Raw genomic sequence first — 24,278 nt, forward strand, 5'->3', positions numbered from 1 at the left:
AAGCTATTGTCGCGCATCGAACCCTCCCTGCCGGGCTGGATTCGATCACCGAATTAATGAACATGCACAATTGCGAGCGCAGCGAAGCAATCCAGAAATCCCGCCGCGGAGACAGTCTGGATTGCTTCGCTGCGCTCGCAAGCAATGACGAGATCGTTGCACGCGCGTCCCATACTCTCGCTGTCATCGCCCGCCTCGTGCGCAATTGCGCACTGGGGCGGGCGATCCAGTATTTCAGAGACAGTGACGTACACGGAGAAGCTGCGGCGTACTGGATTCCCCGCCTTCGCCTTCACGGGGAATGACAGTGGTTATGTGGAAGTACGTTGCGCGCAATGACGGCGTCTGTTGAGCCAAGTCCCGTAATGACACGCCGCGTGAAGAGTTCCTTCACCATATGGGTTGACGAGGCGTTTACCTCTTCGCGTGAGGTCGCATTTACCAACGCGCCCGATCGCACCGTGAAAACAACTGCGATTGCTTGAGTGTAGCGTACGCGCAACGTCGATTAACTCCCCGGCAACCTAAATTAGATAACAACAAAAAGGATCGAATTGCACGGACGCACTGCGTTCGATCTTCTCTAGCGTAAGCGTTGCGTGAGCGTATCGATGTTTGTGTTGCGTAACCATCCGAAGGGCGCGCGGTTCGCGTCCTTCGGCATCGGTCTCTGCATCTTCGCATTGATGCCGAGAGAGACCGGATATCAGGACATTGCTTCGCTGCTGGCGCGCCAACCCGGCGTCGCCGAGCGTTGGCAGAGGCAGGTATTTTCCGCGGCGTCCTCGATCCAGCTCGCCACCTACACCTTTGCCCGTCCGATCGGAACCTCGGTTCCGCAGAGCGCCAGCTACCGCCTCGCGAGCCTGGACGATCGCGACGTCACGGGCAGCATCTCGCGCAATCCGGCGCTCCAGACGCCGCCGCGCTATCAGGCCGCCGATTTTCCGCGCGTGGATCGCACGCTAAAGGGCGACCGTCTCGCGACGGCCACCCCCGCGCCGGCTGAGCCGGCCGCGCCGTCCGCGGCGCCCGCCGTGCAGGATCCCGCCACATCGAACAGCTCGGTCTTTGGCGCCAAGACGGCTGCGTTGCCGCAGGCGATGTCGCCGGAGTCCGCGGCCGCGCTTGATCCCGAACTCGAGGAGGCGCTGCGCGCGCCGCCGCTGCCGCAATATTCGGGCGCGCCATCGGCAAGCGACACGGCGCTGCCGCTTGCGGGCCAGCCGCTCAACGATTTGAAGGGAGTCCCGGCCGCGCCGGCGCGCGATCCTTTCGGCGTCAAGACGTCGAACCTGTTCTTCGGCAGCTCGTCGCTCGGCGGGAGCCTCGAGAGCATGGAGAGCTGGCAGCCGGGCGCCGAGCCGCTGATCGTGATGCCGGACCCCGACATGAAGGTGATGGCCTCGCTGCCGCCGCCGTCGGAGGAGGTCGCAACGGCGACCGAGAGCGGCGAGAGCGTTGCGCCCAAGGGCGAGGTCAACGCCGACGACCAGCGCGTCAGGTCGCCGGCCGAACGGCTCGCCCTCGACGAGAAGTCGCGCGCCAAGTCAGAGAAGTGCCTGGCTGAAGCCGTGTACTTCGAGTCGCGCGGCGAGGCCGTGCGTGGCCAGATGGCGGTTGCGCAGGTGGTGATGAACCGCGTGTTCTCCGGCAAATATCCGGACACTGTCTGCGGGGTGGTCTATCAGAACAAATACCGCCACTTCGCCTGCCAGTTCACCTTCGCCTGCGACAACAATCCCGACGTGATCCGCGAGCCCGACATGTGGGAGCGCGCCAAGAAGATCGCGAAAGCAACGCTCGACGGTCAGATCTGGCTGCCCGAGGTCGGCAAGTCGACGCACTATCACGCCTATTGGGTGCGCCCGTCCTGGGTCGCCGAGATGAAGAAGATGTACAAGTTCGGCGTGCACACCTTCTACCGGCCGCGCGCCTGGGGCGACGGTAGCGAGGAGCCAAGCTGGGGCACGCCGGCGCAGACCGCCGCACTCTCAGCCGAGCTCGTGCTGGAAGCCAAGAGCTCGGCCGAGCTCGGCGCGTCCGAGCGGCGATAGCGCTCACGCCTCGATATCCAGCGCGCAGTCGAAGTTCGCCGCTGAGTGCGTCAGCGCGCCGGACGAGACGTAGTCGACGCCGGTGGCCGCGATCTCTGCAATCGAGCCCAGCGTGACACCTCCGGACGCTTCCAGCGCGACGCGGCCGGCCGCCAGTTTCACAGCTTCACGCAACGTGGTGGTATCCATGTTGTCGAGCAGCACCGCATCGGCAAGGCCAGCGTCCAGCACCTCGCGCAGTTGCGCCAGCGTGTCGACCTCGATCTCGATCTTCACGAGATGGCCGGCATGGCTGCGGGCGCGCTCCAGCACGGGGCGGATGCCGCCGGCGACTGCGATATGGTTGTCCTTGATCAGGATCGCATCATCCAGGCCGAAGCGGTGGTTGAAGCCACCGCCGCAGCGCACAGCGTATTTCTCCAGCGCACGCAGCCCAGGCGTGGTCTTGCGCGTGCAGCAGATCCGCATCTTGCTGCCTTCGGTCTGGCGGACGTAGTCGGCCGTCAGCGTTGCGATGCCGGAGAGCCGGCCAACGAAGTTCAGCGCGGTCCGCTCGGCCGTGAGAATGGCGCGAGCGGCGCCGGTGATCGTCAGCACGCGCTGTCCGGCCTTCACTTTCGCGCCATCGCGGACGTGGGCCTGCACCTCGACCGCGTCGGAGAGCTTTAGCAGCGTTGCCAGCGCCAACGGCAGTCCAGCGATCACGCCGGTCTGACGCGCGACCAGGATCGCGTGAGCCGTGTTGGCCTCGGGGATCGTCGCAAGCGAGGTGATGTCGCCGGCCCGACCGAGATCCTCGTCGAGTGCGCGGTGCACGGCCTCATCGATCGCGAGCGGCGACAGGAAAGCATCGGGATGGAGTAGGGAAGCTGGGGTCATGACAAGGGTCTCCGTCAGGCGATCATGGCTTGCGCCGCCCGCCGCGCAGGTTGTTCGGTCAGCGCTTCGGCGACCTCGATCGCCGCGGCGAGTGTCGTCATGGTTCGCTCTGCGAAGGCAGGCGCCTCGGCCGGATGGTCGGAGCGGAAATGCGCGCCGCGGCTCTCGTGCCGCGTGAAGGCGGATGCTGCGACGAGAAGCGCCGTGGTCGCCATGTTGCGAAGCGCAACGCTGCCGGCATCGCGTTCGAGCGCCGCGAAATATTGCACGGCTTCTGCAAGCCCGTTGTGATCGCGGATCACGCCGACATGCGCCGCCATCATGGCGCGCAGGCTGGTCTCGGCTCGCTTGTCGATGGCGGCATTGCGGGGCATCACCAGCACTTCCGGCGGCCGGGCCGGTGAGGGGATTGCGCGGCCGGCGATGTCCTCCGCGATGCGCGCGGCATAGACGACGGCCTCCAGCAGCGAGTTCGAGGCGAGCCGGTTGGCGCCATGCGCGCCAGTCGACGAGACCTCGCCGCCGGCCCAGAGCCCGTCGATGGACGTGCGGCCGCGGGCATCCACCGCGATGCCGCCCATGTGGTAGTGCGCGGCGGGCGCAATCGGGATCGGCTGCGTTGCCGGATCGAGGCCTGCCGCGATGCAGCTTGCATGGACGGTCGGGAATCTTTCGGCGAAGCGCGCACCCAACGCTTCCCGCGCATCGAGGAACGCGCCGCGGCCTGCCGCGATCTCCGCGAACACGCCGCGCGCGACGATGTCGCGCGGCGCCAGCTCGGCGAGCGGATGGCGTGCCGTCATGAAGCGTTCGCCTTTGCCGTTGATCAGCGTTGCGCCTTCGCCGCGCAGCGCTTCGGTCGCAAGCGGCGCTGGATCGCGGCCGGACATGATGGCGGTCGGATGGAACTGAACGAACTCCGGATCGGCGATGACGGCTCCGGCCCGTGCCGCGATCGCGAGCCCTGATCCGCTTGCTTCCAGTGGATTGGTCGTGACGGCGTAGAGATGGCCGATGCCACCGGTTGCCAGAACCACTGCGGGAGAAGCGATAATGACGGGGCGTGCCGCCGGATTGCTGGCGTCGCGGAGCTGCAATCCGGTGACGGCGCCGTCCTCGGTCAGCAGCGCCTCGGCGACAAGGCCTTCGATCAGACGGATCGACGGCGTGCGCCGCACGGCCTCGCTGAGCGCCGCGATGATCGCCGCGCCCGCCATGTCACCGCGCACATGCACGATGCGCCGGGCCGAATGCGCGGCTTCGCGCCCCACGGCGAGCCTGCCCTCGAGATCGCGGTCAAAGGGGACGCCGTAGCTGAGGAGATCGTGAATGCGTGGCGCTGCTTCGCGTGCGATTCCGAGCGCGACGTCTTCATCGACGAGACCGCCGCCGACCGCGACGGTATCGGCAGCATGCGCCTCCGGGTTGTCGCCTTCGCCGACGGCTGCCGCGATTCCGCCTTGCGCCCAGGTGCTTGATGCGCCCTGTCCGAGCGGCGCGGCCGAGATCAGCGTCACGGGTCGCGGCGCCAGCTTTAGCGCACAGAACAGCCCGGCGAGGCCGCCGCCGACGATGACGACGTCGTCGGTGGTACGGGTGAGGTCGTGGATGGTGTTTGGCATGGCTGTCTCCATTCACTCAACTGTCGTCCCGGATCAGCGCTCACTTCGTTCGCTTGTCCGGGACGACGGCTTCGTGTGTTGCGCTAGTTCTTCAAATTGATCATCCGCTCGACGGAACGCCGGGCGCGTTCGGCGATGGCGGGATCTATCGTCACCTCCTCACTGAGCGTCAGCAGGCTGTCCAAAATGTTGGACAGAGTGATGCGCTTCATGTGTGGGCAGAGATTGCAGGGGCGCAACATCTCGACCTCGGGCAGCTCGGCGCGCACATTGTCGGCCATCGAGCATTCGGTGATCATGACGAGCCGCTTCGGCCGCTTCTCGCGCACCCAGTTGATCATGTGGGCAGTCGAGCCGGTGAAATCGGCTTCCGCCAAAACATCAGGCGGGCATTCCGGATGCGCGATGATCTGCACGGACGGATCGGCTTCGCGAAAGCTGCGCAACTCCTCGCCGGTGAAGCGTTCATGCACCTCGCAGGCGCCTTTCCAGGCGATGATCTTCACGTCGGTCTTCGAGGCGACGTACTTTGCGAGGTACTGGTCGGGCAGGAAGATCACGCTCGGCGCGCGCAGGCTTTCGACCACCTGCACCGCGTTCGACGAGGTACAGCAGATGTCGACTTCCGCCTTCACCTCGGCCGAGGTGTTGACATAAGCGACGACGGGCACGCCGGGAAATTTTTCGCGCAGTAGGCGCACATCCGCGCCCGTGATGCTGGCGGCGAGCGAACAGCCGGCGCGGGAATCCGGGATCAGCACCGTCTTGTCCGGATTGAGCAGCTTCGACGTCTCCGCCATGAAGTGAACGCCGCATTGCACGATGATGTCGGCCTTCACCTTGGTCGCCTCGACCGCGAGCTGGAGCGAGTCGCCGCCGATGTCGGCGACGCAATGAAAGATCTCGGGGGCCTGGTAGTTGTGCGCGAGGATCACCGCGCCGCGCGCCTGCTTCAGCTCGTTGATCGCATTGATGGCCGGCGCCATCAGCGGCCACTCGATCGACGGGATCACGTGCTTCACCCGCTCGTAGAGATGCGCCGTGGCCTGCTCGACCTCCGGTGTCCATTCCAGCAAAGGCCGCGGTAATGCAGGGCCGCGATTGCCGACGGGCTTGCGTGCGGTGGGAGCGGTGTGGCCCTGCGGCCGCTTGGCAAAATCGTCGGGGCCGTAAATTCCAAAGATTGGCATCGAAGCCTCCCGTTCAAATATACTCAATATGAGTATATGTGGGCTGTTAGAAATCCGGCCTTTCGAGGCCGGTTGGGTTTGGGAGCCGCATCAGCTTTTGCCGGACAACATCCGCAGCTCGGAGAAGAGTCGGCAGCTCACGTTAATATGCTCAATATGAGCAGATCAAACATAGCACGGGAGGCTGCCGGCCGCCAGACTCATCCGGACACATTCCCGTGCGCGTACTCCGCGCGCGATTTGCAGGGCAGCAATGTTCGCTTCCCTCTTGGGATTTTCATGCAAATGCATTAACCCAATCCGGCGAGGTGACCTATTCCGGACCCCGCCAACCGCAGAAAAGGGAAAATGCATGTCGGCAAGCGTGGGCGACCTTGGTCCGGTTTCGCGTTCTTCCACTTCTCCTACTTCACCTTCTTCCTGGCGCACGCCAGCGATCATCATTCTCTGTGGCTGCGCCATCGGCATGCTGGGCTTCGGCCCGCGCTCGAGCCTCGGCTTCTTTGTCCAGCCGATGAGCCATGAATTTTCCTGGGGTCGCGACGTCTTCGGCCTCGCGATCGCCCTGCAGAATCTGTTGTGGGGACTGGGCCAGCCATTTGCCGGCGCGGTCGCCGATCGCTTCGGCCTGTTTCGCGTGATGTGCGTCGGCGCCGTGCTCTATGCCGGCGGCCTGTTGCTGATGCGCTATTCCTCGACGCCGTTGTCGCTCAACATCGGCGCCGGAGTCATGGTCGGCTTCGGGCTTGCCGGGTGCTCATTCAATCTCGTGCTGTCGGCGTTCAGCAAGCTTCTGCCGGCCGAGAAGCGTGGGCTGGCGCTCGGCGCCGGCACTGCGGCCGGCTCGTTCGGGCAATTCCTGTTCGCGCCCGTCGGCGTCGCGCTGATCGACAATTTCGGCTGGCAGCAGGCGCTCACGGTGTTCGCCGGCCTGATGCTGCTGATCGTTCCGCTCTCGCTCGCGCTGTCCACGCCGCCCGTTGCGAACTCATCCAGCACGACGGCCGCGGACGAGCAATCCTTCACCAAGGCACTCGCCGAGGCGTTCGGCCATCGCTCTTATGTGCTGCTCGTACTGGGCTTCTTCACCTGCGGTTTCCAGCTTGCCTTCATCACCGTGCACCTGCCGGCGTTCCTTGTCGATCGCGGCATCTCCACGCATGTTGGCGGCTGGGTGATCGCAGCCATCGGGCTCTTCAACATGGTGGGATCGCTGAGCGTTGGCTGGCTGCAGAACTATCTGCCCAAGCGCTACATCCTCTCGACGATCTATTTCATTCGTGCGCTCGCAACGCTCGCCTTCATCTCGTTTCCGATCACGCCGTTCTCGGCGGTCGCCTTCGGTGCGGTGTCCGGCCTGATGTGGCTCTCGACCGTGCCGCCAACCTCGGCGCTGGTGGCGCTGATGTTCGGCACGCGCTGGCTCGCAACCCTCTATGGCTTTGCTTTCGTCAGCCATCAGGTCGGCGGCTTCCTCGGCGTCTGGCTCGGCGGCATCGTGTTCGAGCGCTTCGGTTCCTATACGCCGATCTGGTGGCTCTCGATCCTGTTCGGCGTGCTGTCCGCGCTGATCAATCTCCCGATCGTAGAGAAACCCGTCGCCAGAGCGGTTGCACAGCCTGCCTGATCGGCTAAACATCCCCAAAACAAGTCAGGGAGTTTTGCCGTGGCAACGTTCAAGGCGATCCGGATCGACAAGGCGGACAAAGGCACTTCTGCCGTGCTCACGCAGTTCGACGAAGCCGAGCTGATGGACGGTGACGTCACCGTGCGCGTCGAGTGGTCGACGCTGAACTACAAGGACGGCCTCGCGCTCACCGGCAAGGCGCCGGTGGTGCGCCGCTTCCCGATGATCGCCGGCATCGATTTCGCCGGCACCGTCGAGCAGTCCTCCCATCCGCAATGGAAGGTGGGCGACAAGGTCGTCTGCACCGGCTGGGGCATGGGCGAGACGCATCTCGGTGCCTATGCCGAGAAGGCGCGGGTGAAGGGCGACTGGCTGGTCGCGCTGCCGCAGGGCCTGTCGGCGCGCGATGCCATGGCGGTCGGCACCGCCGGTTTCACTGCAATGCTCGCAGTGCTGGCGCTGGAGAAGCAGGGCATCTCGCCGAAGAGCGGCCCCGTGGTGGTGACGGGCGCGGCCGGTGGCGTCGGCTCGGTTGCGACCGCCGTGCTGTCAAAGCTCGGCTATCACGTCATCGCCTCCACCGGTCGCGCGGCGGAAGCGAGTTATCTGGAGGAGTTGGGAGCGGCGGAGGTGATCGACCGCAACGAGCTGTCCGCGCCCGCAAAGCCACTCGCCAAGGAGCGCTGGGCCGGCGGCGTCGACAGTGTCGGCTCGACCACGCTGGCCAATCTGCTGTCGATGACGAAGTATGGCGGAGCGATTGCAGCCTGCGGTCTTGCCGCCGGCATGGATCTGCCGTCCTCGGTCGCGCCATTTATTTTGCGCGGGGTGTGCCTTCTGGGCATCGATTCGGTGATGTGCCCGCCGGAGCCGCGGAAGGCGGCCTGGCAACGCCTGGCGTCCGATCTTGATCGGACGAAACTAGCTGAAATCACTAAAGAAATTCCGCTCGACCAAGTCATCGAGTGGGGGCCGAAGATTCTCGCGGGCGAGGTCCGCGGCCGCATCGTGGTAAAAATTCTCTAACGGCGTTCAGACTTTACCAACCAAGCTGCTTCAATGTCGCCACGGTTAGTATGGTAAGCAGCGGGTAAAGGGTTCAGGCTTGCCCGCTACTGGGGTTGTCGGAGTAAGAGCATGCTTGCGCGTATTGTGTTGGGAGCTGTCACGGCGGCGGCAACGGTTGCGCCGGCCATTGCAGGAAGTATGAACGCGGACGAGGCGCGCCGGTTCGTGGCGGGCAAGGTGTTCGCCTTCACCTGTTTCGACGGGACCCGCGGTGCAGGCCGCATCCTCGACGATCTCGGCGCCGCAGGCGCCGTGCAGTTCTCGGGCGCCGGTCCCGTTCGCCACATCCGTCTGCCGGGCAACACGCTCCAGATTCGTGGCCAGAACGTCTGCGCCTCGATCAAGGGCATTCCATTCGAACCCTGCTTCAACCTCGAAAAGACCGATGACCGCAGCTTCCGCGGCTCGGTCTCGGGCATGGGCTTTGCCTATTGCGATTTCCACCACCAGGGTGGCAATCAGATGCTGATGGCGCGTGCGGTGGCGCGGCCGCGATCGCTGCGCGCGCCGGGCACGACCGGCTCCGTCAGCGCATCCGCAACCGAAGTTGCCGCACGTGTCGAGACGCCGCGTGTCGAGACCGGCCGCATCGAGCCGGTGAAGTCGCAAGCGAAGCCCGAAGCGCCGAAGAATGACGGCGCGCTCGAGTTGCGCCGCTCGACCGACTGAGCTTTGCCTGTCAGGCGCGTATGCTTTCCGCGCCGTTTATCGTTGAAACCTGACGAGCTGTGTTTGCCGCCGCGCCGTAGTCATACGGGCGGCGGTTTTCATGCCTTGGTAGCCGTTCGCGCCGAAGCCTTGCGTGACGGCCAGCGGGGGGGCGGCCCGACAAGAGGGTTCGACGATGGCGCGGTATTACTTTCGGATCAGCACCGGCCGCTATTCCGGCGCATCCGATCACGCTTATGAATTCGAGAATCGTGCGGCCGCCTGGAGCGAGATGACGGAGGTTTGCGCGAACCTGCTTGGCGGCATCGCACGCGGCCTGAAGCCCAACGCGCAATGGCATATGGATCTCCTCGACGAGAACAAGCAGCTCGTGTTTCGCATCAGCCTGGCCAGTGAGGCAGTGAAGGAGCGCAGCTCCACTGCCTAGAATCCGAGCGGCCTACCGCCGCGTGTGGTTAACTTGTTAAGCGCGCGTTCCGTGCTGATTTTCAAGAGGTTTTCTTCAATTCCCGTAGTTTTCCGGCGCGCGCTGTTAATCAAATCGGAATTCCCGGCGCTCAGCTTTTAGGCAAGGGCGATCAACGCCGAGGGTGGCCGACAATGACTTGGCCGCGCATATCCGGGAAACGTGCCCATGCTGAGCTTTGTCCAGAATTTGCGGATCGGTACCAAGCTGGCGGTGACGTCGGCGTTCGGTATCCTTTTGGTCGTCGCCATGATCGCAAGCCAGATCATAGGCAACGGCAATGTGCGTCATTCCAACCAAGCGGCCTTCGCGCAGCAGGAGCTGGCACGGGATGCCGTCGAAGCCAGGCTCTGGGTGCGCAGCATGCAGCTCGCCGTCCGGGATATTCGGCTCGGCAACAATGCAGGTGAATTGCAAAAGGCGAACGAGTCTCTGGTCGAGCGGTCAAGGTCGCTGGGCAACGCCGTCGATGCGATGCTCAAGCTGTCACAGTCTGCGGAAAACCGCGCGCGGATCGAAAAGCTCAGGAATCTCTCCGCAGATTATCTGAAGGGTGCGCAGCAGATCGCCGCGATCCGGAGCGAGATGATCGCCGCGACGAGCGCAGATGCCGCCCGTATCGCCAAGCTCACCGAAGAGAGCATGCGCATCTCGCGCGAAATCACATTGCCGACCGCTACCGAAATGGACGGGCTGGCAGGCCAGATCGCCGACTTCGCAAGACACAAGAGCGAGGAGGAGATCGCCGGCTCCCTTCAGGAGATGGCGTCCAGCGAACATATCGGAACGGTGGTCGGCATCTGCGCCGCGCTTGTCCTGATCTGCTCCTGGCTGATGTCCTTCACGACCATTGCGCGGCCGATCCGCGCGCTCACTGTGGCCATGGACAAGCTCGCTGGCGGCGATTTCTCCGTGGTGCTGCCGGGGCTCGGTCGCAAGGACGAGGTCGGTGGCGTCGCCGCGGCCGTCGAGAAGTTCAAGATCGTGTCCGAGCAGAAGGCGCGTGAGGAGGCCGAAGCCAAGATCAAGCAGGACCAGATTGCCGCCGCGCAGCGCAAGGCCGAGATGCACAAGCTCGCCAGCAGCTTCGAAGCCGCCGTCGGCGAGATCGTCGACACCGTGTCCTCAGCCGCGACCGAGCTCGAAGCGTCGGCTTCGACGCTCACTTCCACTGCGGAGCGCGCGCAGGAACTGACCACGATGGTCGCAGCGGCGTCTGAAGAGGCCTCCACCAATGTGCAGTCGGTGGCCTCCGCGACGGAGGAGCTGTCATCGTCGATCACCGAGATCAGCCGGCAGGTGCAACAGTCCGCGCGCGTCGCCAATGAGGCGGTCGGCCAGGCGCGCACCACGACCGAGCGCGTCAGCGAATTGTCCAAGGCGGCTACCCGCATTGGCGACGTGGTCGAGCTGATCAACACCATTGCGGGCCAGACCAATCTGCTCGCGCTCAACGCCACCATCGAGGCGGCGCGCGCCGGCGAGGCCGGTCGGGGTTTCGCCGTCGTGGCTTCCGAGGTCAAGGCACTGGCTGAACAGACCGCCAAGGCGACCGGCGAGATCGGTCAGCAGATCTCCGGTATCCAGACGGCGACGCAGGAGTCGGTCAGCGCCATCCGCGACATCAGCGACACCATCGAAAGGCTGTCGGAGATCTCCTCGACCATTGCGGCTGCAGTGGAAGAGCAGGGCGCGGCGACTCAGGAAATCTCGCGCAATGTGCAGCAGGCTGCGCAGGGCACGCATCAGGTGTCATCCAACATCACCGACGTGCAGCGCGGGGCGGGCGAAACCGGATCGGCCTCAACGCAGGTGCTGGCGGCCGCGCAGTCGCTCGCGGGCGACAGCAACCGGCTCAAGCTCGAAGTCGGAAAATTTCTCGGCACCGTGCGCGCCGCGTGAGGGCTCGGCACACCTCGCAGGTCTGAGCGGCAGCCCCAGTGATCCCTTCCGGCCGCCGCGCTTTGCCGCGGCGGCCGTGCGTTCATGATGGAAAGCGGCAGCGAAACAATCGCAGGGTTAACGATCCAGAAAACCCAAGCAGGCATCATCCCCGCAATTGGGCCGTATTACTACGGAGTTTCAAATTAACCGTGGCTTGGAACTCAGCGTGCATCTTCGACCCAACAAGAACCAGCCAGCATTTGTCGAACTGAACCCATCCGATCGTCCGTTTTGTCGATCGGAGCGCTAACGACTGCGTCCGCCTGCGTACCGTCCATCTGTCGGGATTATTGCAATGTCGAAATTGTCGATCCGATTGAAAATACTGACCGTGTTGAGTGCTCTGGTGCTCGCGCTCGCCGGCGTCGGCATGATGGCGATCAGCACCATGCAGACCATCAACGCGCATACGGTCGAGATTTCCGAGAGCTGGCTGCCCAGCGTCCGCGCGCTGGGATCGCTTCGCGCCGACATCAACGAGCTACGGGTCGCGCTCCGCCTGCACCTGATGCAGGACAGCGCCGAGGGCAAGGAGGCCGCCGAGAAGCGGATGGCGTCGTTGCGCGAGCGTATCGAGACGACGCGCAAGAGCTATGAGCCTTTGATTACCTCGCCCGAAGAGCGCGCCCTGTATGACCAGTGGAGCAAGGCCTGGGCCGACTATCTGAATGGCGTGCAGGAGGTGATGACGCTGTCGCGCAAGAGTGTCGGCCACTTCCCGACCGACGCCAACGAGCTGTTGCAGACCAAGGTCGCCAAGATGGCGCAGGCCGCCGATCCGCTGCTCCAGCAGGACATCGAGCTCAACAACAAGGGTGCCGAGGCGGAAACCAGGAAGGCCGCCGACAGCTACACCATCGCCTTCCGTGTTCTGCTCGGCATCATCGTGACGTCGGTGCTGATCGCGATTGCAGCCGCCTATTTCCTGGTGCAGGACGTCTCGCGCGGCATCGCCTCGATTGTCCGGCCGATGCAGGCGCTCGGCAACGGCGAGCTCTCGGCAGAAGTCCCGCATCGCGGCGCGCGAACCGAGATCGGATCGATGGCCGATGCGCTGCAGATCTTCAAGGAAGCTCTGATCGCGAAAAAGGCGGCCGACGAGGCGGCGGCGCGCGACGCCGAGGCCAAGATCGAGCGAGCCCGCCGCGTCGACGGAATCACACGCAATTTCGAGGCCATGATCGGCGAGATCGTCGAAACCGTGTCCTCGGCGTCGACCGAGCTCGAGGCGTCCGCGAGCACGTTGAGCGGCACCGCGCAGCGCGGCCAGGAGCTCGCGACCGTGGTTGCGGCGGCATCCGAGGAAGCATCCACGAACGTCCAGTCCGTCGCGTCGGCGTCGGAGGAGCTATCATCGTCGATCAACGAGATCAGCCGGCAGGTGCAGGAATCGGCGCGCATGGCGGCGGAGGCCGTCGACCAGGCGGCGCGCACCAACGAGCGTGTCAACGCGCTGTCGCAGGCGGCCGCGCGCATCGGCGACGTCGTAGAGCTCATCAACACGATCGCGGGACAGACCAACCTGCTGGCGCTGAACGCGACGATTGAAGCCGCGCGTGCCGGCGAAGCGGGCCGCGGCTTCGCCGTCGTGGCGTCCGAGGTCAAGGCGCTTGCCGAACAGACCGCGAAGGCGACCGGGGAGATCGGCCTCCAGGTTTCGGGCATCCAGACGGCCACGCAGGAGTCCGTCAGCGCGATCAAGGAGATCGCGGGCACCATCGAGCGGCTGTCCGAAGTGTCGTCGGCTATCGCCGCGGCCGTCGAGGAGCAGGGCGCCGCCACGCAGGAGATTTCGCGCAACGTGCAGCAGGCCTCGGTCGGCACGCAGGAGGTCTCCTCCAACATCACCGACGTGCAGCGCGGCGCGATCGATACCGGCTCGGCCTCGACAGAGGTGCTGTCAGCCGCGAAATCGCTTGCGTCCGACAGCACGCGCCTCAAGGTCGAGGTCGCCAGCTTCCTGGAGTCGGTGCGCGCGGCCTGATCATCACGCGCTCGTCGGCGTCACGGCTGGCGGCGCCTGCCGGCGGAACAGAATCCGCTGGTAGAGCCAGCCGATCGCGACCAGCACGATGCCGAGGCCCATGAACGACAGCGCGCGCCACACGCCTGTCAGCGTCGACATGTCGATGACGAAGGCTTTCAGGATCGTCAGCGCGATGACGACGGCCGATGCCAGTCGCGCGCGCTCCGAATTGACCAAAAGCCCGACGCCGAGCAGCACCACACCGAAGCCGAGCCAGCCGATCGAATAGGTGTATTGTTCGGCACCCGTCGTCGCGCCGTAGAGCAGCACCGGTCCGTGATAGAAACGGCGGATCTCCAGCGTTACGTAAACGAGGGCGAACACCAATGCGCTGCCCGCGATCGTGTTGGCGTAGGCTTTGGGGCGATGTCCTGCCACCGCGTAGGAGAGCAGCAGCATGAGCATCGCCGGCAGCGCGTAGCCGAGCAGCAGCAGATTGAACACCAGGCCGCCGACGTCGATGCTGCTGAGCAGCCACGGATTCTCCAGCAGCAGGAGGCCGAACACGCTGATGAGGCCTGCGATCACCGTGAGCGCGATCGCGCCGACATTGTGCACGATGCTGCCGCTGCGCAGCCTTAGCCGTTCGAGCCCGATCGCCATTGCGAGCGTCACGCAGACCTGGAGGGCGAATTCGAGCAGCGAGGGCGGCGATGCCATGTCGCCGCCGGTCGCGAAATGACGGATTTCCATGAAGGCGAGAAGCGCGGTGAACAGGATCGCGGCGGCTTCCACCATCCGCAGCGGCGCGTCGTCGCCGCGGCGATGCAGGAAGCGGCTCGCCGCCCAGAACGACAGCGCCGGCACGCCGTAGCCCCAGAGCAGCCAGTTCAGAATCGGCGTGGTGCCGACGGCATCGCCGACGATACGCGGCTCGTAGGCAATGCGCGCGGTGACGATGGCGGCAAAGATCGCGGCGAGCCAGCGCAGGAAGGCGATCGGCCGCTGGATGGAGATCCAGGCGGTGCCGAGCGACATCAGCGCCAGCGCGATCGTGAGCCAGCCCTTCTCCAGCGCAAAGGTCAGCGCAAGCGCCAGCGCGCCGAGCGTGCCGGTTGCGAACAGGGCAATCGAGATCGCAAGGCCGGGCCGGTTCTCGCGCCGGGAGAGCGCTTCGGTCGCGGCCGCAAAGGCGGCAGCGAGCAGCACGGCGAGGATCGCGAACGGGATCGAGCGCTCGAGATGCGCGATGCGTGCATAGGCGGCGATCAGCAATGCGACGGGTGTGAATGTCGCGACAGAGGACCATACCACCGGAATGATCGCGGAGGTCGACCGCCCTTGCGCCAGGAAGCCCGCGATGCCAAAGCCCGCCGCGAAAGTTGCCGCCATCAGCAGGTGCAGCGTCACCGAGGCATCGGTCGCGTTCGGTCCGACGCCTGGCATGGGACCGCCGGGCAGCTCCAGCATGTCCGGATTGGCACGTACCGCCCAGTTGGCGAAGACGATGAAGACGATGGCTGCCGCGGCGCCAAGTGCGCCGGTGGCGGCAGGCGCCCGCCAGACAACGAGCAGCGTCGCCGCGACGAGCATGGTGAAGAAGATCAGCACGACATTGTTATGGAAGCTCGCCAGCACGACCAGCATCGCGCCGAACAGATAGGCAGCGAGCGAGCCGGAGGAAACCGGCTCGATCCGGCCTTCGTCGATGCTGGGGCCGAACATGAAGCCGCAGACGACGAGCATCGCGGCGAGGACGAAGCCAGCCATGACGTGAAACAGGTGCGGCCCGGTCAGGTCCCGGTGGTCCAGCCCAGGGAATGTCCATAGCAACGCGAACACGATGGTGGTGACCGCAAGCCAGCGCCACAGCCGGATGCGCGCGAGGCCAAAGCTCGCTGCGGTGACGATCGCCAGATAGATGTAGAGCGCCGAATAGTCCGGCTCGTCCGAGGAGACGAGGATCGGCGTGACGAAGGCGCCGACCACGCCGAGGCCGGCGAGTGCAGGGCCATGCAGCAACGCAGCAGCAAGCGTGCCGAGCGCAACGAGGCCGAGCAGCACGAAGGCGGTGGCGGGCGCGAGAAAATCGTAGAGCGCATAGGCAGCATAGACGGTGGCAAACGCTACGGCCGTGCCCGCCGCGGTGAGGATCGCGGGGATGTTGGCGATCGGCAGCGCAGGGATCTCGGCGATGCCCTCCTTGCGCCGCGTCCATTCGCCGGCGCCAAGCAGCGCTAGCGCGAACAGGCCGCCGAGGAAGACGCGCACACCGGGGCCGAGAAGCCCGGCCTCGATCGAATAGCGCACCATGAAGAAGCCGCCGAGCGCGAGCGCAAGGCCGCCGATCCACACCACCCAGCGGGTGCCGAGACGCTCTTCGAGACCCGGCCCTGCGGCCGGCGGCGGTGGCGCGGCCTGAGTTGCATCCGTTTCGATCGGCGGCGGCGCGGCCTGATCGGCGACGAGCGGTGGCGCCAGTTCAACATCAGGTATGGGCGGCTCCGCCGTGCTCGGTGCGGCAGGCGCTGGTGTTTGCTCCATCGCCTGCTGTGGCGTCAGCGGGGGCGGCTGGATCGGCCGCGGCGCATGCAGGTTGGCTTCCAGCGCGCTAAGCCGTCGGCGCAGGTCGGTCGCCTGGTTGGACGCTTTCAATGCGATGAGGAAGGCGGCGACTGCGATCATCACCGCGAAGACGTCGAACGGGGCGTCGAACATAAGGCCTCCAGGCGACCGGCCGTATCAGCCCAATCGCGCGATCTATTTTCTCTCTCGAGCATGATCCTGATCGGAAAAACGGTCTCCACTTTTTCCGGAGTCATGCTCCTAGCGCCGGGAGCGGACGCGCAAGCCGGGTGCCGGCCGCTCCTGGAGCACTTCGCGGCGGAAGCGATACAGTGCTGCCGGCCGCCCGCCGGTCTGTGTCGACATCACGCCGGTCGGTTCGACCAGAGCCTCGTTTTCCACCAGGCGACGGAAATTCTGCTTGTGCAGGTGCCGGCCGGAGATTGCCTCCACCGTGTGCTGCAATTCCGTGAGTGTGAACTCGGCGGGCAAAAGTTCAAAGATAACAGGACGATACTTCAGCTTTGCGCGCAGCCTGGCAATTCCGGTGGCGAGAATGCGGCGGTGGTCGAACCGCATCGAGAGGCCAAGCGCAGGAAGCGCCTTGCGCGCTAATGCCGCAGGACGGCCGTCGCGCCGCGCTTCCTCGATCAGCCCGGCCTCGTAGAGCAACTCATAGCGGTCGAGTACGCGCTCCTCGTCCCAGCTAGCTCCCTCGAGGCCGAAATTAAGCCGCACGCGATCTCTGCGCGGCAGCGCACGGATCGTCTCGGGCGTCTCCTCGTCGGCCCACTGGGCGAGTGCCGGAATGATGTCGCGGGCGATGATCGCCGGCGGCTGCTCGCGCCAGTCCTCCCAGGGGAAGAAGCGATACCACGGCTCGAACGATGCACCGGCCGCATGAACGCCGTTGTCAGCGGCGCGAGTCAGCGCGAGATAGCCGATCGAGACCATATGCGCGCCAGTATCGGCGGCCTCCGCATGACGGCCGCGATCGCCGAAAGTGTAGAGCTGCTCGACATAGCCGAGCCTCAAGCCCGCCTGCGCCTCGACCCAGGCGCGCAGGCCGATCTCGAAAGTGCGATGCGTCAGTGCATCGAACGGGCCGAAGGGCAGGCCCGCCAGACCGTCGCTGCCGCGCGCGGTGAGGATCAGCGGCTCGTGGGCCTCGATCGCGACGATCGCGGCAGTCAGGCCGATCTCGATCGGCGTCAGCAGCTTGTCGCTCATCCGGGAAAGGCGTTTTGCGAGGTCATTCGAGCTCGATCACGAACGGACGGCTCTCCACCATCATCGCGCCCGGACCCATCTCGTCGAGCGCGCGCAGCATGCGGCCGTCGCGACGGAGCGCGCGATCGGCGAGCTCGACGATGCGACGGTTGGGCGAGGCGATCGGCGAGGCCGCGCGGATCTTCTTCGCGATCTCGATCTCGTCGCGATGCGGATTGAGCAAGCATGCCGCGGCAAAGGCGCTCGCGGTGGAGCGGCTGATGCCGGCATAGCAATGCACGACCAGTGGCGCGCTGCGATCCCAGCCGCGGACGAAGTTCAGCACCTGTTCAATATGTCCTTCCGAGGGCGCAACGAAGCCGTCCAGTTCCTCGGTGATGTCATCCATCGAGACTTTCAGATGATTGGCCGGCAGCACCGACAACGGCCGCACCACCTGCTCGACATTGGCCATCACCGTCAGCACATGGCTGGCCCCGGTGAGGCGAACGGTTTCAGGCAGGGCGGCGAGGGAGCAGACGTGGATCATGGTGGTCCTTTTGGTCGCCGATTATATCTGGCACCGTAGGGTGGGCAAAGCGAAGCGTGCCCACCATTTTCGAGCAAGGTACGAGGTGGTGGGCAGGGCGCTTCGCGCCTTTGCCCACCCTACGAAGTGCTAAAGCTACGAAAACGTATTGAACCGCTCCAGAAACCGTTTCTCGGCCCTGGCGGCCGTCCATGGCGTCAGGTAGTCGCGGAGCACGGTTTCGGGCAGGCCCGGGTCGCGGCCGAACAGGCGCTTCGCCTCGCTGTCGCTGAAGCCGGCGAGCTGGGTGGCCTCGAGATACGCAGCGCCACGGTCGGCGGCCTTGATGGCCAGCGTGATCTCCTCAGCCAGCACCGCCGGCAGTCCGAAGCGGATGTGGATGGCGCCGAGCAGGCGCTTCTCCACCGCCTTGTAGTGACCATCGAGCACCGCCTTGAACGGCGAGATCATGTCGCCGATCACATATTCTGGTGCGTCGTGCAGCAGCGCTGCAAGCCGTACACGCTGGTCGACGCGTGGGCTCTGGTGTCGCATCACGGTTTCGACCAGCAGGGTGTGCTGGGCTACCGAAAAGATGTGCGCGCCCGTGGTCTGCCCGTTCCAGCGCGCGACGCGCGCGAGTCCATGGGCGATGTCGGCGATCTCGACGTCGAGCGGCGAGGGGTCGAGCAGATCGAGCCGGCGGCCGGACAGCATGCGCTGCCAGGCGCGGGACTGCACGTCGTTTACGGCGCGCTTTCCGGCCTTCATTTGGCTTTGAGGCGCGGCTTGCGCTGCGTCTTGCCGCAGGACGCGTGGCAATGGCAGTCGACGAGATGGTCGTTGACCATGCCGGTCGCCTGCATGAAAGCATAGACGATGGTGGGGCCGACGAACTTGAAGCCGCGCGACGACAGCTCCTTGGAGATCTGCACCGACAGCGGCGTCGAGGCCGGCACGCTCGCGGTGGTCTTGAAATGGTTGACGAGCGGCCTGCCGTCGAAGAAATCCCAGAGCAGCTTCGAGAAGCCGGGGCCCTTCTCCATGATCTCCAGATAGGACTTTGCGCTCAGAATCGTGCCGTCGATCTTGGCGCGGTTGCGCACGATCCCGGCATCGTTCATCAGCGCATGCACCTTCTTGGCGTTGTAGCGCGCTATCTTCTCAGGCTGGAAATCATCGAAGGCTTTACGGAAATTGTCGCGCTTACGCAAAATCGTGATCCAGGAGAGGCCGGCCTGGAAACCGTCGAGAATCAGTTTCTCGTAGAGCGCGCGATCGTCATATTCCGGCACGCCCCATTCGGTGTCGTGATAGGCAACATACAGCGGATCTTCGCCGGGCCAGGGGCAGCGCGTCAGTCCGTCGGCATGAAGGCGAGGAGCGCGGCTCATACGACGGGCTGTTTCGCTGGAATGCGGACGACGTCGGGGTCCGCGAGCCTCACATCGAGCCCGCCGGCGCTGAGCGTCTGCCCGGCATCGAGCGCGTCGGCGACGCGATCGATGCGAACGAGCGCAATGCCCTTGCCCTGTGCCGTCGAGCCGATGGTGCCGACCGGCTTGTCGCCGGCGAGGATAGTGGCCCCGGCCTCTGGCGAGGGCCCGTCGAGCAGAACCTTGACGCTGCGTGTGCGCGCGGTGCCGCGATGCTGCATGCGCGAGACCACCTCCTGGCCGACATAGCAGCCCTTGTCGAAATCGACGCCTGCAAGGCGATCCATGTTGGTTTCGTGCGGGAATGCATCGCCATACATGAAGTCGAGTCCGCCGCGCGGCACGCCCAGCGCGATGCGATGCGCGTCATATTCGGACGCCTCGACGAGCTCGGCGCCGATCAGCGCAGCAAGCTTCTCCTGGAGTTCCGCAGGGACCAGGATGCGCAACCCGAGCCGCTCGTCGCGCGGGTCGGTGAAAGCAAGGTCGGGCTCGGCGGCAGGCTTACCGTCCCAGCCAGCGAGCACGCCGAGGTTGTCGGAGAGATTTTCGACGGTGACCTTGGCGCGCAGCTTGTAGAATTTCAGCTTGGTGGCGAGGGTCTCCGCCAGCGCCTTCGGGCAGTCGATCAGGTAGCCGCCGCCACGCCCGGCGGGCGCCTCCGTGATCAGGAAATCCACGATGATCTTGCCCTGCGGCGTCAGTAGCGCGCCGAATCGGCCGAGCCCGGGCTTGAGCCTGCCGACATCCGTGGTGAAGAGGCCATTGAGGAAGCTCTGCGCATCCTCGCCTGCGACCTTGATCACGCCCCGATCGGGAAGAAACGCTGCCTTCATTGCGAAAATCTCTTGCGACATGTCGGCTTCGAACGTAAGCCCGCCCTGCTTAAACGACAAGGCCTCGAGCCCTGCGCCTGAGGGATGAGAGAGACTGACAGCCATGACCCAGCGTTTTGACGTGATTCTGAAATCCGGCACGGTGGTCAATCAGGACGGCGAGGGGGTCCGCGATATCGGCATTGTCGATGGCCGCATCGCGGAGATTGGCTCGCTCGCGCAAGGCGCGGCGGCGGAGGTCATCGACTGCAAGGGCCTCCACATCCTGCCCGGCGTGATCGACACGCAGGTGCATTTCCGCGAGCCGGGGCTGACGCACAAGGAAGACCTCGAGACCGGTTCGCGCAGCGCCGTAATGGGCGGCGTCACCGCCGTGTTCGAGATGCCGAACACCTCGCCGCTCACGGTGACGGAAGCCGATTTCACCGACAAGGTGAAGCGCGGCCATCATCGCATGCATTGCGATTTCGCCTTCTTCATCGGCGGTACGCGCGAGAACGTGCAGGATCTGCCGCATCTCGAGCGCGCGCCGGGCTGCGCCGGTGTGAAGGTGTTCATCGGCTCCTCGACCGGCGCGCTGCTGGTTGAGGACGAAGACAGCCTGCGTCGCATTTTCCAGGTGATCCGTCGCCGCGCGTCGTTCCACGCCGAGGACGAATATCGTCTCAACGAGCGCAAGTCGTTGCGCATCGAGGGCGATGCGCGCTCGCACCCCGTTTGGCGCGACGAGACCGCGGCGCTGATGGCGACGCAGCGCCTCGTGAAGCTCGCGCGCGAGACGGGCAGGCGCATCCACGTGCTGCACATCTCGACCAAGGAAGAGATCGAGTTCTTGCGAGACCACAAGGATGTCGCCTCCTGCGAGGCGACGCCGCATCACCTCACCATGGCCGCGCCCGAATGCTATGAGCGGCTCGGTACGCTCGCGCAGATGAATCCGCCGGTGCGCTCGGCCGATCACCGCGCCGGCATCTGGCGCGGTATCGAGCAGGGCATCATCGACATCCTCGGCTCCGACCATGCGCCGCATACCCTGGAGGAGAAGCAGAAGACCTATCCGGCCTCGCCCTCGGGCATGACGGGCGTGCAGACGCTGGTGCCGTTGATGCTCGACCACGTCAACGCGGGCCGGCTGTCGCTCGCCCGCTTCGTCGATCTCAGCAGTGCCGGGCCCGCGCGCCTCTTCAACATCGCCTGCAAGGGCCGCATCGCGGCGGGCTATGATGCCGACTTCACCATCGTCGACCTCAAGCGCAGTGAGACCATCACCAACAAATGGATCGCCTCCAAAGCCGGCTGGACGCCTTACGACGGCGTACGCGTCACGGGCTGGCCGGTCGGCACCTTCGTCCGCGGCAAGCGCGTGATGTGGCAAGGCGAGCTCGTGGCGCCGTCACAGGGCGAGCCGGTGCGGTTTCTGGAGACGCTGAAGCAGTAGGGTCAAAGCTTCCCACGCGCATGACTGTCATGCCCCGGCTTGACCGGGGCATCCAGTACGCCGCGGCTTCTCGGTTCGATCGCAGGCGTCTCGGATTACTGGATTGCCCGCTTTCGCGGGCAATGACAGTGTCACGGGACGTACAAGCAGAAATTGGGAGAGCGCCCAATGACCAAGCCATCGTCCCTCGTCTCCACCGAGCAACTCGCGGCCATGCTCGGCCAGCCGAACCTCCGCCTTTACGACTGCACGACCTATCTCGAGCCCGCGCCGCAAGGCAGCAGCGATCCTTATCTCGTCGTGTCCGGCCGAAGGAGCTTTGAGGCCGGCTATATCCCCGGCGCCGACTTCCTCGACCTGCAAGGTGAGTTCTCCGACACGTCGACGCATCTGCGCTTCATGATGCCGGGCACGGAGCAGCTCGAAGCCGCGTTCGGCCGCCATGGCCTCGATGCGTCGAAGACAATCGTGCTCTACAGCATTGGCAGCATGATGTGGGCGACACGGTTCTGGTGGATGCTGCGCTCGCTCGGCGTCGATGCGCGTGTGCTGGACGGTGGCTTTGACAAATGGAAGGCCGAAGGGCGATCGGTCGAGCAGGGGGCGCCGAGCGGTTATCCGGCGACGACATTCAAGGCCGCGCGGCGTGAAGGCTTCTTCATCGACAAATCCGCCGTGCTCGCGCGGATCGACGATCCTTCCACGATCATCGTCAATGCGCTTGGACCACAGTTTCATCGAGGACTGGAACCGAGCCGCTATGGCCGGTCCGGCCGCATCCCTGGCAGCGTGAACGTGCCGGCCGCAGCGCTCGTCGATGTCGCCGACAAGACGCTAACCACGCTTGCCGATGCCGAGCCGAAGTTCGCAAGCCAAGGCATCACGCGCGACAAGAACGTGATCTGCTATTGCGGCGGCGGCATCTCCGCGACCATCGATCTCTTGCTGCTGGCGCAGCTCGGCTACGACAAGCTCACGCTCTACGACGGTTCCATGGGCGAATGGGCCAGGGATTCCGAGCTGCCAATCGAGACGGGCTGAGAGTAGATTGGCGGGAACCTTTTCGGCGGGCCTGCATCCAATGTCCGGAAAAGCTGGAGACGAGCCCGTGACCGCCATCCATCGCGCCGCAATATCGGAAGCCACAGACCTGGCCGAGGCCAAGCTGGTTGAGCGCGCCAAGGCCCGCGACGAGGCCGCCCTGCGCACGATCATGCAAGCCAATAACCGCAGGCTCTACCGGCTCGCCCGCGGCATCCTGCGCAACGACAGCGAGGCCGAGGATGTGGTGCAGGAGACCTATGTTCGGGCGTTCACGCATCTCGACGGCTTTCGCGGCGAATCCGGCCTGTCGACCTGGCTGTCGCGCATTGCAATCAACGAGGCGCTCGGCCGGGTGAGAAGCCGGAAGGTGCATGTCGAGCTCGGTGCGCTGCCCGAGGCAGCGCTCGAAGCCCAGATCATCCAGTTTCCCGTGTCCTCCGCCGCAGGCGATCCGGAAAAATCCATGGCCCAACGTGAAATCCAGCGCGTCGTCGAGCATGCGGTCGATGAGCTGCCTGATGTGTTCCGCATGGTCTTCATCGCGCGCGTGATGGAGGGCATGACCATCGAGGAGACCGCGGAGCTGCTAGCCGTCAAGCCTGAGACCGTGAAGACGCGGCTGCATCGCGCTCGCACGATGCTGCGCGAGAACGTCGAGAAGAAGATTGGGCCGGTGGTGATGGATGCATTCCCGTTCGCCGGCCAGCGGTGTGAACGTCTGACCGAAGCCGTGCTGAAGCGGCTCGCAATGGGCGCGTAATTCTTGGGAACCTTTGCCGGAATGTCCCATCCAACTCCTGTGCAGGTCATACGCCGGATGAGTTCCGGCACCACAGGAGTGTCAAGCCATGTTCATCCGATGGAGCGCTGCGATCGCCACGATCGCCCTTTTTGTCAGTCCTGGCTACGTGCAAGGCGCGGGAGCGGCTGACAAGCCGACCGATCCGCAGATCGCCCATATCGCCTACACTGCGGGCGTGATCGACATCAACGCCGCCAAACAGGCTCTCAAGAAAGCCAAGAACAAGGACGTGAAAGCGTTCGCGCAGGACATGGTGCGGGACCATGAGGCAGTGAACAAGCAGGCGCTCGCGCTGGTGAAGAAGCTGAAGGTGACACCCGAAGACAACGACACGAGCCGCACGCTCACGAAGCAGGCGAACGACAAGCTCGCCGAGCTTTCGAAGCTCAAAGGCGCGGACTTCGACAAGGCCTATGTCGACAACGAGGTCGCGTATCACAAGTCAGTCGACAGCGCGCTGGAGACCCAGCTCATTCCCTCCGCGGACAATGCGGAGCTGAAGGGCCTGCTGCAAACCGGCTTGAAGATCTTCCAGGGTCACGAGCAGCATGCCGAGCATGTCGCGGCCGAGCTGAAATAGGTAGGAGGCGATGATGCCGGGGCGGCTGCTGGCGATGACCGCAATCGTGCTCGCGTCGATGCTCGTCCCGGCGCACGCCGCGACCGTGCAGATATCGATGGAGAATCTCGAGATATTGCCAGCCGACGTTTCTGCGAAGGTCGGCGACACCATCGAGTGGGTCAACAAGGACGTGTTGGCCCACACGGCGACGGCAAGGAATGGCGACTTCGATGTGAACCTGCCGGCGAAGAAATCGGCGACCTTCGTCGTGAAGAAGGCGGGGACAGTGGAGTATTATTGTCGCTATCACCCCAACATGAAGGCGACGCTCGAGATCGCGCCCTGAGGTATTTTCCCGGGCGGGTTCGG

The 24,278-nt window shown here is 64.8% G+C and carries 22 protein-coding genes; 13 read left to right on the forward strand and 9 right to left on the reverse strand.

What is annotated here, in order from left to right; translation table 11 throughout:
• Both SO156_RS29460 and SO156_RS29465 read left to right on the forward strand, forming a co-directional pair.
• Positions 1–305 (forward strand): hypothetical protein (locus SO156_RS29460; RefSeq protein ID WP_498537211.1); only part of this gene is annotated, 305 nt, incomplete at its 5' end.
• Positions 306–611: 306 nt separating this feature from the next.
• Positions 612–2,057 carry a cell wall hydrolase gene (locus tag SO156_RS29465; protein WP_458145220.1) on the forward strand — a complete coding sequence of 482 codons (1,446 nt, stop codon included), beginning with the start codon at positions 612–614 and terminating at the stop codon, positions 2,055–2,057.
• Positions 2,058–2,060: 3 nt separating this feature from the next.
• Here SO156_RS29465 and nadC read toward each other — a convergent pair whose 3' ends face one another.
• From nadC to nadA, 3 genes are all read right to left on the reverse strand, one after another.
• On the reverse strand, positions 2,061–2,936 hold the full coding sequence (gene nadC, locus SO156_RS29470; protein ID WP_458145221.1) for a carboxylating nicotinate-nucleotide diphosphorylase: 876 nt from the start codon (positions 2,934–2,936) through the stop codon (positions 2,061–2,063).
• Between the two features lie 14 nt (positions 2,937–2,950).
• Positions 2,951–4,558: an L-aspartate oxidase gene (locus tag SO156_RS29475; protein ID WP_498537212.1), complete on the reverse strand. Its 1,608-nt coding sequence runs from the start codon at positions 4,556–4,558 to the stop codon at positions 2,951–2,953.
• Between the two features lie 83 nt (positions 4,559–4,641).
• Entirely contained in the window at positions 4,642–5,748 is a 1,107-nt protein-coding gene (gene nadA / locus SO156_RS29480) for a quinolinate synthase NadA (RefSeq protein ID WP_498537213.1), read from the reverse strand.
• Positions 5,749–6,100: 352 nt separating this feature from the next.
• On the opposite strand from nadA, the gene SO156_RS29485 reads away from it, so the two are divergent.
• The 6 genes from SO156_RS29485 to SO156_RS29510 all read left to right on the forward strand — a co-directional run bounded on the left by SO156_RS29485 (position 6,101) and on the right by SO156_RS29510 (position 13,506).
• On the forward strand, positions 6,101–7,375 hold the full coding sequence (locus SO156_RS29485) for an MFS transporter (RefSeq protein ID WP_498537214.1): 1,275 nt from the start codon (positions 6,101–6,103) through the stop codon (positions 7,373–7,375).
• Between the two features lie 39 nt (positions 7,376–7,414).
• A complete protein-coding gene (acuI, locus tag SO156_RS29490) occupies positions 7,415–8,401 on the forward strand; it encodes an acrylyl-CoA reductase (NADPH) (protein ID WP_498537215.1) in 987 nt (328 codons plus the stop codon).
• Positions 8,402–8,512: 111 nt separating this feature from the next.
• Positions 8,513–9,112, forward strand: a complete 600-nt coding sequence (locus SO156_RS29495; RefSeq protein WP_458145226.1) for a hypothetical protein — start codon at positions 8,513–8,515, stop codon at positions 9,110–9,112.
• A 175-nt stretch (positions 9,113–9,287) separates the two neighbouring features.
• Entirely contained in the window at positions 9,288–9,539 is a 252-nt protein-coding gene (locus SO156_RS29500; protein ID WP_498537216.1) for a DUF6894 family protein, read from the forward strand.
• Positions 9,540–9,746: 207 nt separating this feature from the next.
• The gene (locus tag SO156_RS29505; protein ID WP_498537217.1) at positions 9,747–11,480 is read left to right on the forward strand and encodes a methyl-accepting chemotaxis protein; all 1,734 of its coding nucleotides are present in this window, start codon (positions 9,747–9,749) and stop codon (positions 11,478–11,480) included.
• A gap of 337 nt (positions 11,481–11,817) precedes the next feature.
• Positions 11,818–13,506, forward strand: coding sequence for a methyl-accepting chemotaxis protein (locus SO156_RS29510; protein WP_498537218.1), 1,689 nt, complete (start codon positions 11,818–11,820; stop codon positions 13,504–13,506).
• A gap of 3 nt (positions 13,507–13,509) precedes the next feature.
• Here the strand turns inward: SO156_RS29510 and SO156_RS29515 are convergent, their stop codons facing one another.
• The 6 genes from SO156_RS29515 to ygfZ all read right to left on the reverse strand — a co-directional run bounded on the left by SO156_RS29515 (position 13,510) and on the right by ygfZ (position 20,063).
• Positions 13,510–16,206, reverse strand: a complete 2,697-nt coding sequence (locus SO156_RS29515) for a DUF2339 domain-containing protein (RefSeq protein WP_498537219.1) — start codon at positions 16,204–16,206, stop codon at positions 13,510–13,512.
• A 108-nt stretch (positions 16,207–16,314) separates the two neighbouring features.
• Complete coding sequence (locus SO156_RS29520; protein WP_458145231.1) at positions 16,315–17,283, reverse strand: NUDIX hydrolase; 969 nt, start codon at positions 17,281–17,283, stop codon at positions 16,315–16,317.
• A gap of 22 nt (positions 17,284–17,305) precedes the next feature.
• Positions 17,306–17,812, reverse strand: coding sequence for a tyrosine phosphatase family protein (locus SO156_RS29525; protein ID WP_458145232.1), 507 nt, complete (start codon positions 17,810–17,812; stop codon positions 17,306–17,308).
• 135 nt (positions 17,813–17,947) lie between these two features.
• Positions 17,948–18,562, reverse strand: coding sequence for a YfbR-like 5'-deoxynucleotidase (locus SO156_RS29530; protein ID WP_498537220.1), 615 nt, complete (start codon positions 18,560–18,562; stop codon positions 17,948–17,950).
• A complete protein-coding gene (locus SO156_RS29535) occupies positions 18,559–19,185 on the reverse strand; it encodes a DNA-3-methyladenine glycosylase I (protein ID WP_458145234.1) in 627 nt (208 codons plus the stop codon). The genes SO156_RS29530 and SO156_RS29535 overlap by 4 nt, the downstream gene beginning before the upstream one ends.
• Positions 19,182–20,063: a CAF17-like 4Fe-4S cluster assembly/insertion protein YgfZ gene (gene ygfZ / locus SO156_RS29540; protein ID WP_498537221.1), complete on the reverse strand. Its 882-nt coding sequence runs from the start codon at positions 20,061–20,063 to the stop codon at positions 19,182–19,184. The genes SO156_RS29535 and ygfZ overlap by 4 nt, the downstream gene beginning before the upstream one ends.
• Positions 20,064–20,166: 103 nt before the next feature.
• On the opposite strand from ygfZ, the gene SO156_RS29545 reads away from it, so the two are divergent.
• The 5 genes from SO156_RS29545 to SO156_RS29565 all read left to right on the forward strand — a co-directional run bounded on the left by SO156_RS29545 (position 20,167) and on the right by SO156_RS29565 (position 24,255).
• On the forward strand, positions 20,167–21,501 hold the full coding sequence (locus SO156_RS29545; protein WP_498537222.1) for a dihydroorotase: 1,335 nt from the start codon (positions 20,167–20,169) through the stop codon (positions 21,499–21,501).
• A 168-nt stretch (positions 21,502–21,669) separates the two neighbouring features.
• Positions 21,670–22,542 (forward strand): sulfurtransferase, encoded by an 873-nt coding sequence (locus tag SO156_RS29550; protein ID WP_458145237.1) that lies wholly within the window; start codon positions 21,670–21,672, stop codon positions 22,540–22,542.
• A gap of 40 nt (positions 22,543–22,582) precedes the next feature.
• Positions 22,583–23,305, forward strand: a complete 723-nt coding sequence (locus SO156_RS29555) for an RNA polymerase sigma factor (RefSeq protein ID WP_458145238.1) — start codon at positions 22,583–22,585, stop codon at positions 23,303–23,305.
• Positions 23,306–23,393: 88 nt separating this feature from the next.
• Complete coding sequence (locus SO156_RS29560; RefSeq protein ID WP_498537223.1) at positions 23,394–23,927, forward strand: DUF4142 domain-containing protein; 534 nt, start codon at positions 23,394–23,396, stop codon at positions 23,925–23,927.
• Between the two features lie 10 nt (positions 23,928–23,937).
• Positions 23,938–24,255, forward strand: a complete 318-nt coding sequence (locus tag SO156_RS29565) for a cupredoxin domain-containing protein (RefSeq protein ID WP_498537224.1) — start codon at positions 23,938–23,940, stop codon at positions 24,253–24,255.
• Positions 24,256–24,278: the final 23 nt, after the last annotated feature.

The sequence above is a fragment of the Bradyrhizobium sp. UFLA05-125 genome (assembly GCF_059803515.1).

Excerpts from the sequence above, each read along its gene's own strand:
- SO156_RS29560 (WP_498537223.1), top strand. The coding sequence starts at position 23,394 with ATGTTCATCCGATGGAGCGCTGCGATCGCCACGATCGCCCTTTTTGTC.
- SO156_RS29530 (WP_498537220.1), bottom strand. The coding sequence starts at position 18,562 with ATGAAGGCCGGAAAGCGCGCCGTAAACGACGTGCAGTCCCGCGCCTGG.
- SO156_RS29485 (WP_498537214.1), top strand. The coding sequence starts at position 6,101 with ATGTCGGCAAGCGTGGGCGACCTTGGTCCGGTTTCGCGTTCTTCCACT.
- SO156_RS29475 (WP_498537212.1), bottom strand. The coding sequence starts at position 4,558 with ATGCCAAACACCATCCACGACCTCACCCGTACCACCGACGACGTCGTC.
- SO156_RS29525 (WP_458145232.1), bottom strand. The coding sequence starts at position 17,812 with ATGATCCACGTCTGCTCCCTCGCCGCCCTGCCTGAAACCGTTCGCCTC.
- nadC (WP_458145221.1), bottom strand. The coding sequence starts at position 2,936 with ATGACCCCAGCTTCCCTACTCCATCCCGATGCTTTCCTGTCGCCGCTC.
- SO156_RS29465 (WP_458145220.1), top strand. The coding sequence starts at position 612 with ATGTTTGTGTTGCGTAACCATCCGAAGGGCGCGCGGTTCGCGTCCTTC.
- SO156_RS29515 (WP_498537219.1), bottom strand. The coding sequence starts at position 16,206 with ATGTTCGACGCCCCGTTCGACGTCTTCGCGGTGATGATCGCAGTCGCC.
- SO156_RS29535 (WP_458145234.1), bottom strand. The coding sequence starts at position 19,185 with ATGAGCCGCGCTCCTCGCCTTCATGCCGACGGACTGACGCGCTGCCCC.
- SO156_RS29545 (WP_498537222.1), top strand. The coding sequence starts at position 20,167 with ATGACCCAGCGTTTTGACGTGATTCTGAAATCCGGCACGGTGGTCAAT.
- SO156_RS29505 (WP_498537217.1), top strand. The coding sequence starts at position 9,747 with ATGCTGAGCTTTGTCCAGAATTTGCGGATCGGTACCAAGCTGGCGGTG.
- ygfZ (WP_498537221.1), bottom strand. The coding sequence starts at position 20,063 with ATGAAGGCAGCGTTTCTTCCCGATCGGGGCGTGATCAAGGTCGCAGGC.
- SO156_RS29500 (WP_498537216.1), top strand. The coding sequence starts at position 9,288 with ATGGCGCGGTATTACTTTCGGATCAGCACCGGCCGCTATTCCGGCGCA.
- SO156_RS29510 (WP_498537218.1), top strand. The coding sequence starts at position 11,818 with ATGTCGAAATTGTCGATCCGATTGAAAATACTGACCGTGTTGAGTGCT.
- SO156_RS29555 (WP_458145238.1), top strand. The coding sequence starts at position 22,583 with ATGTCCGGAAAAGCTGGAGACGAGCCCGTGACCGCCATCCATCGCGCC.
- SO156_RS29565 (WP_498537224.1), top strand. The coding sequence starts at position 23,938 with ATGATGCCGGGGCGGCTGCTGGCGATGACCGCAATCGTGCTCGCGTCG.
- SO156_RS29550 (WP_458145237.1), top strand. The coding sequence starts at position 21,670 with ATGACCAAGCCATCGTCCCTCGTCTCCACCGAGCAACTCGCGGCCATG.
- SO156_RS29520 (WP_458145231.1), bottom strand. The coding sequence starts at position 17,283 with ATGAGCGACAAGCTGCTGACGCCGATCGAGATCGGCCTGACTGCCGCG.
- SO156_RS29495 (WP_458145226.1), top strand. The coding sequence starts at position 8,513 with ATGCTTGCGCGTATTGTGTTGGGAGCTGTCACGGCGGCGGCAACGGTT.
- nadA (WP_498537213.1), bottom strand. The coding sequence starts at position 5,748 with ATGCCAATCTTTGGAATTTACGGCCCCGACGATTTTGCCAAGCGGCCG.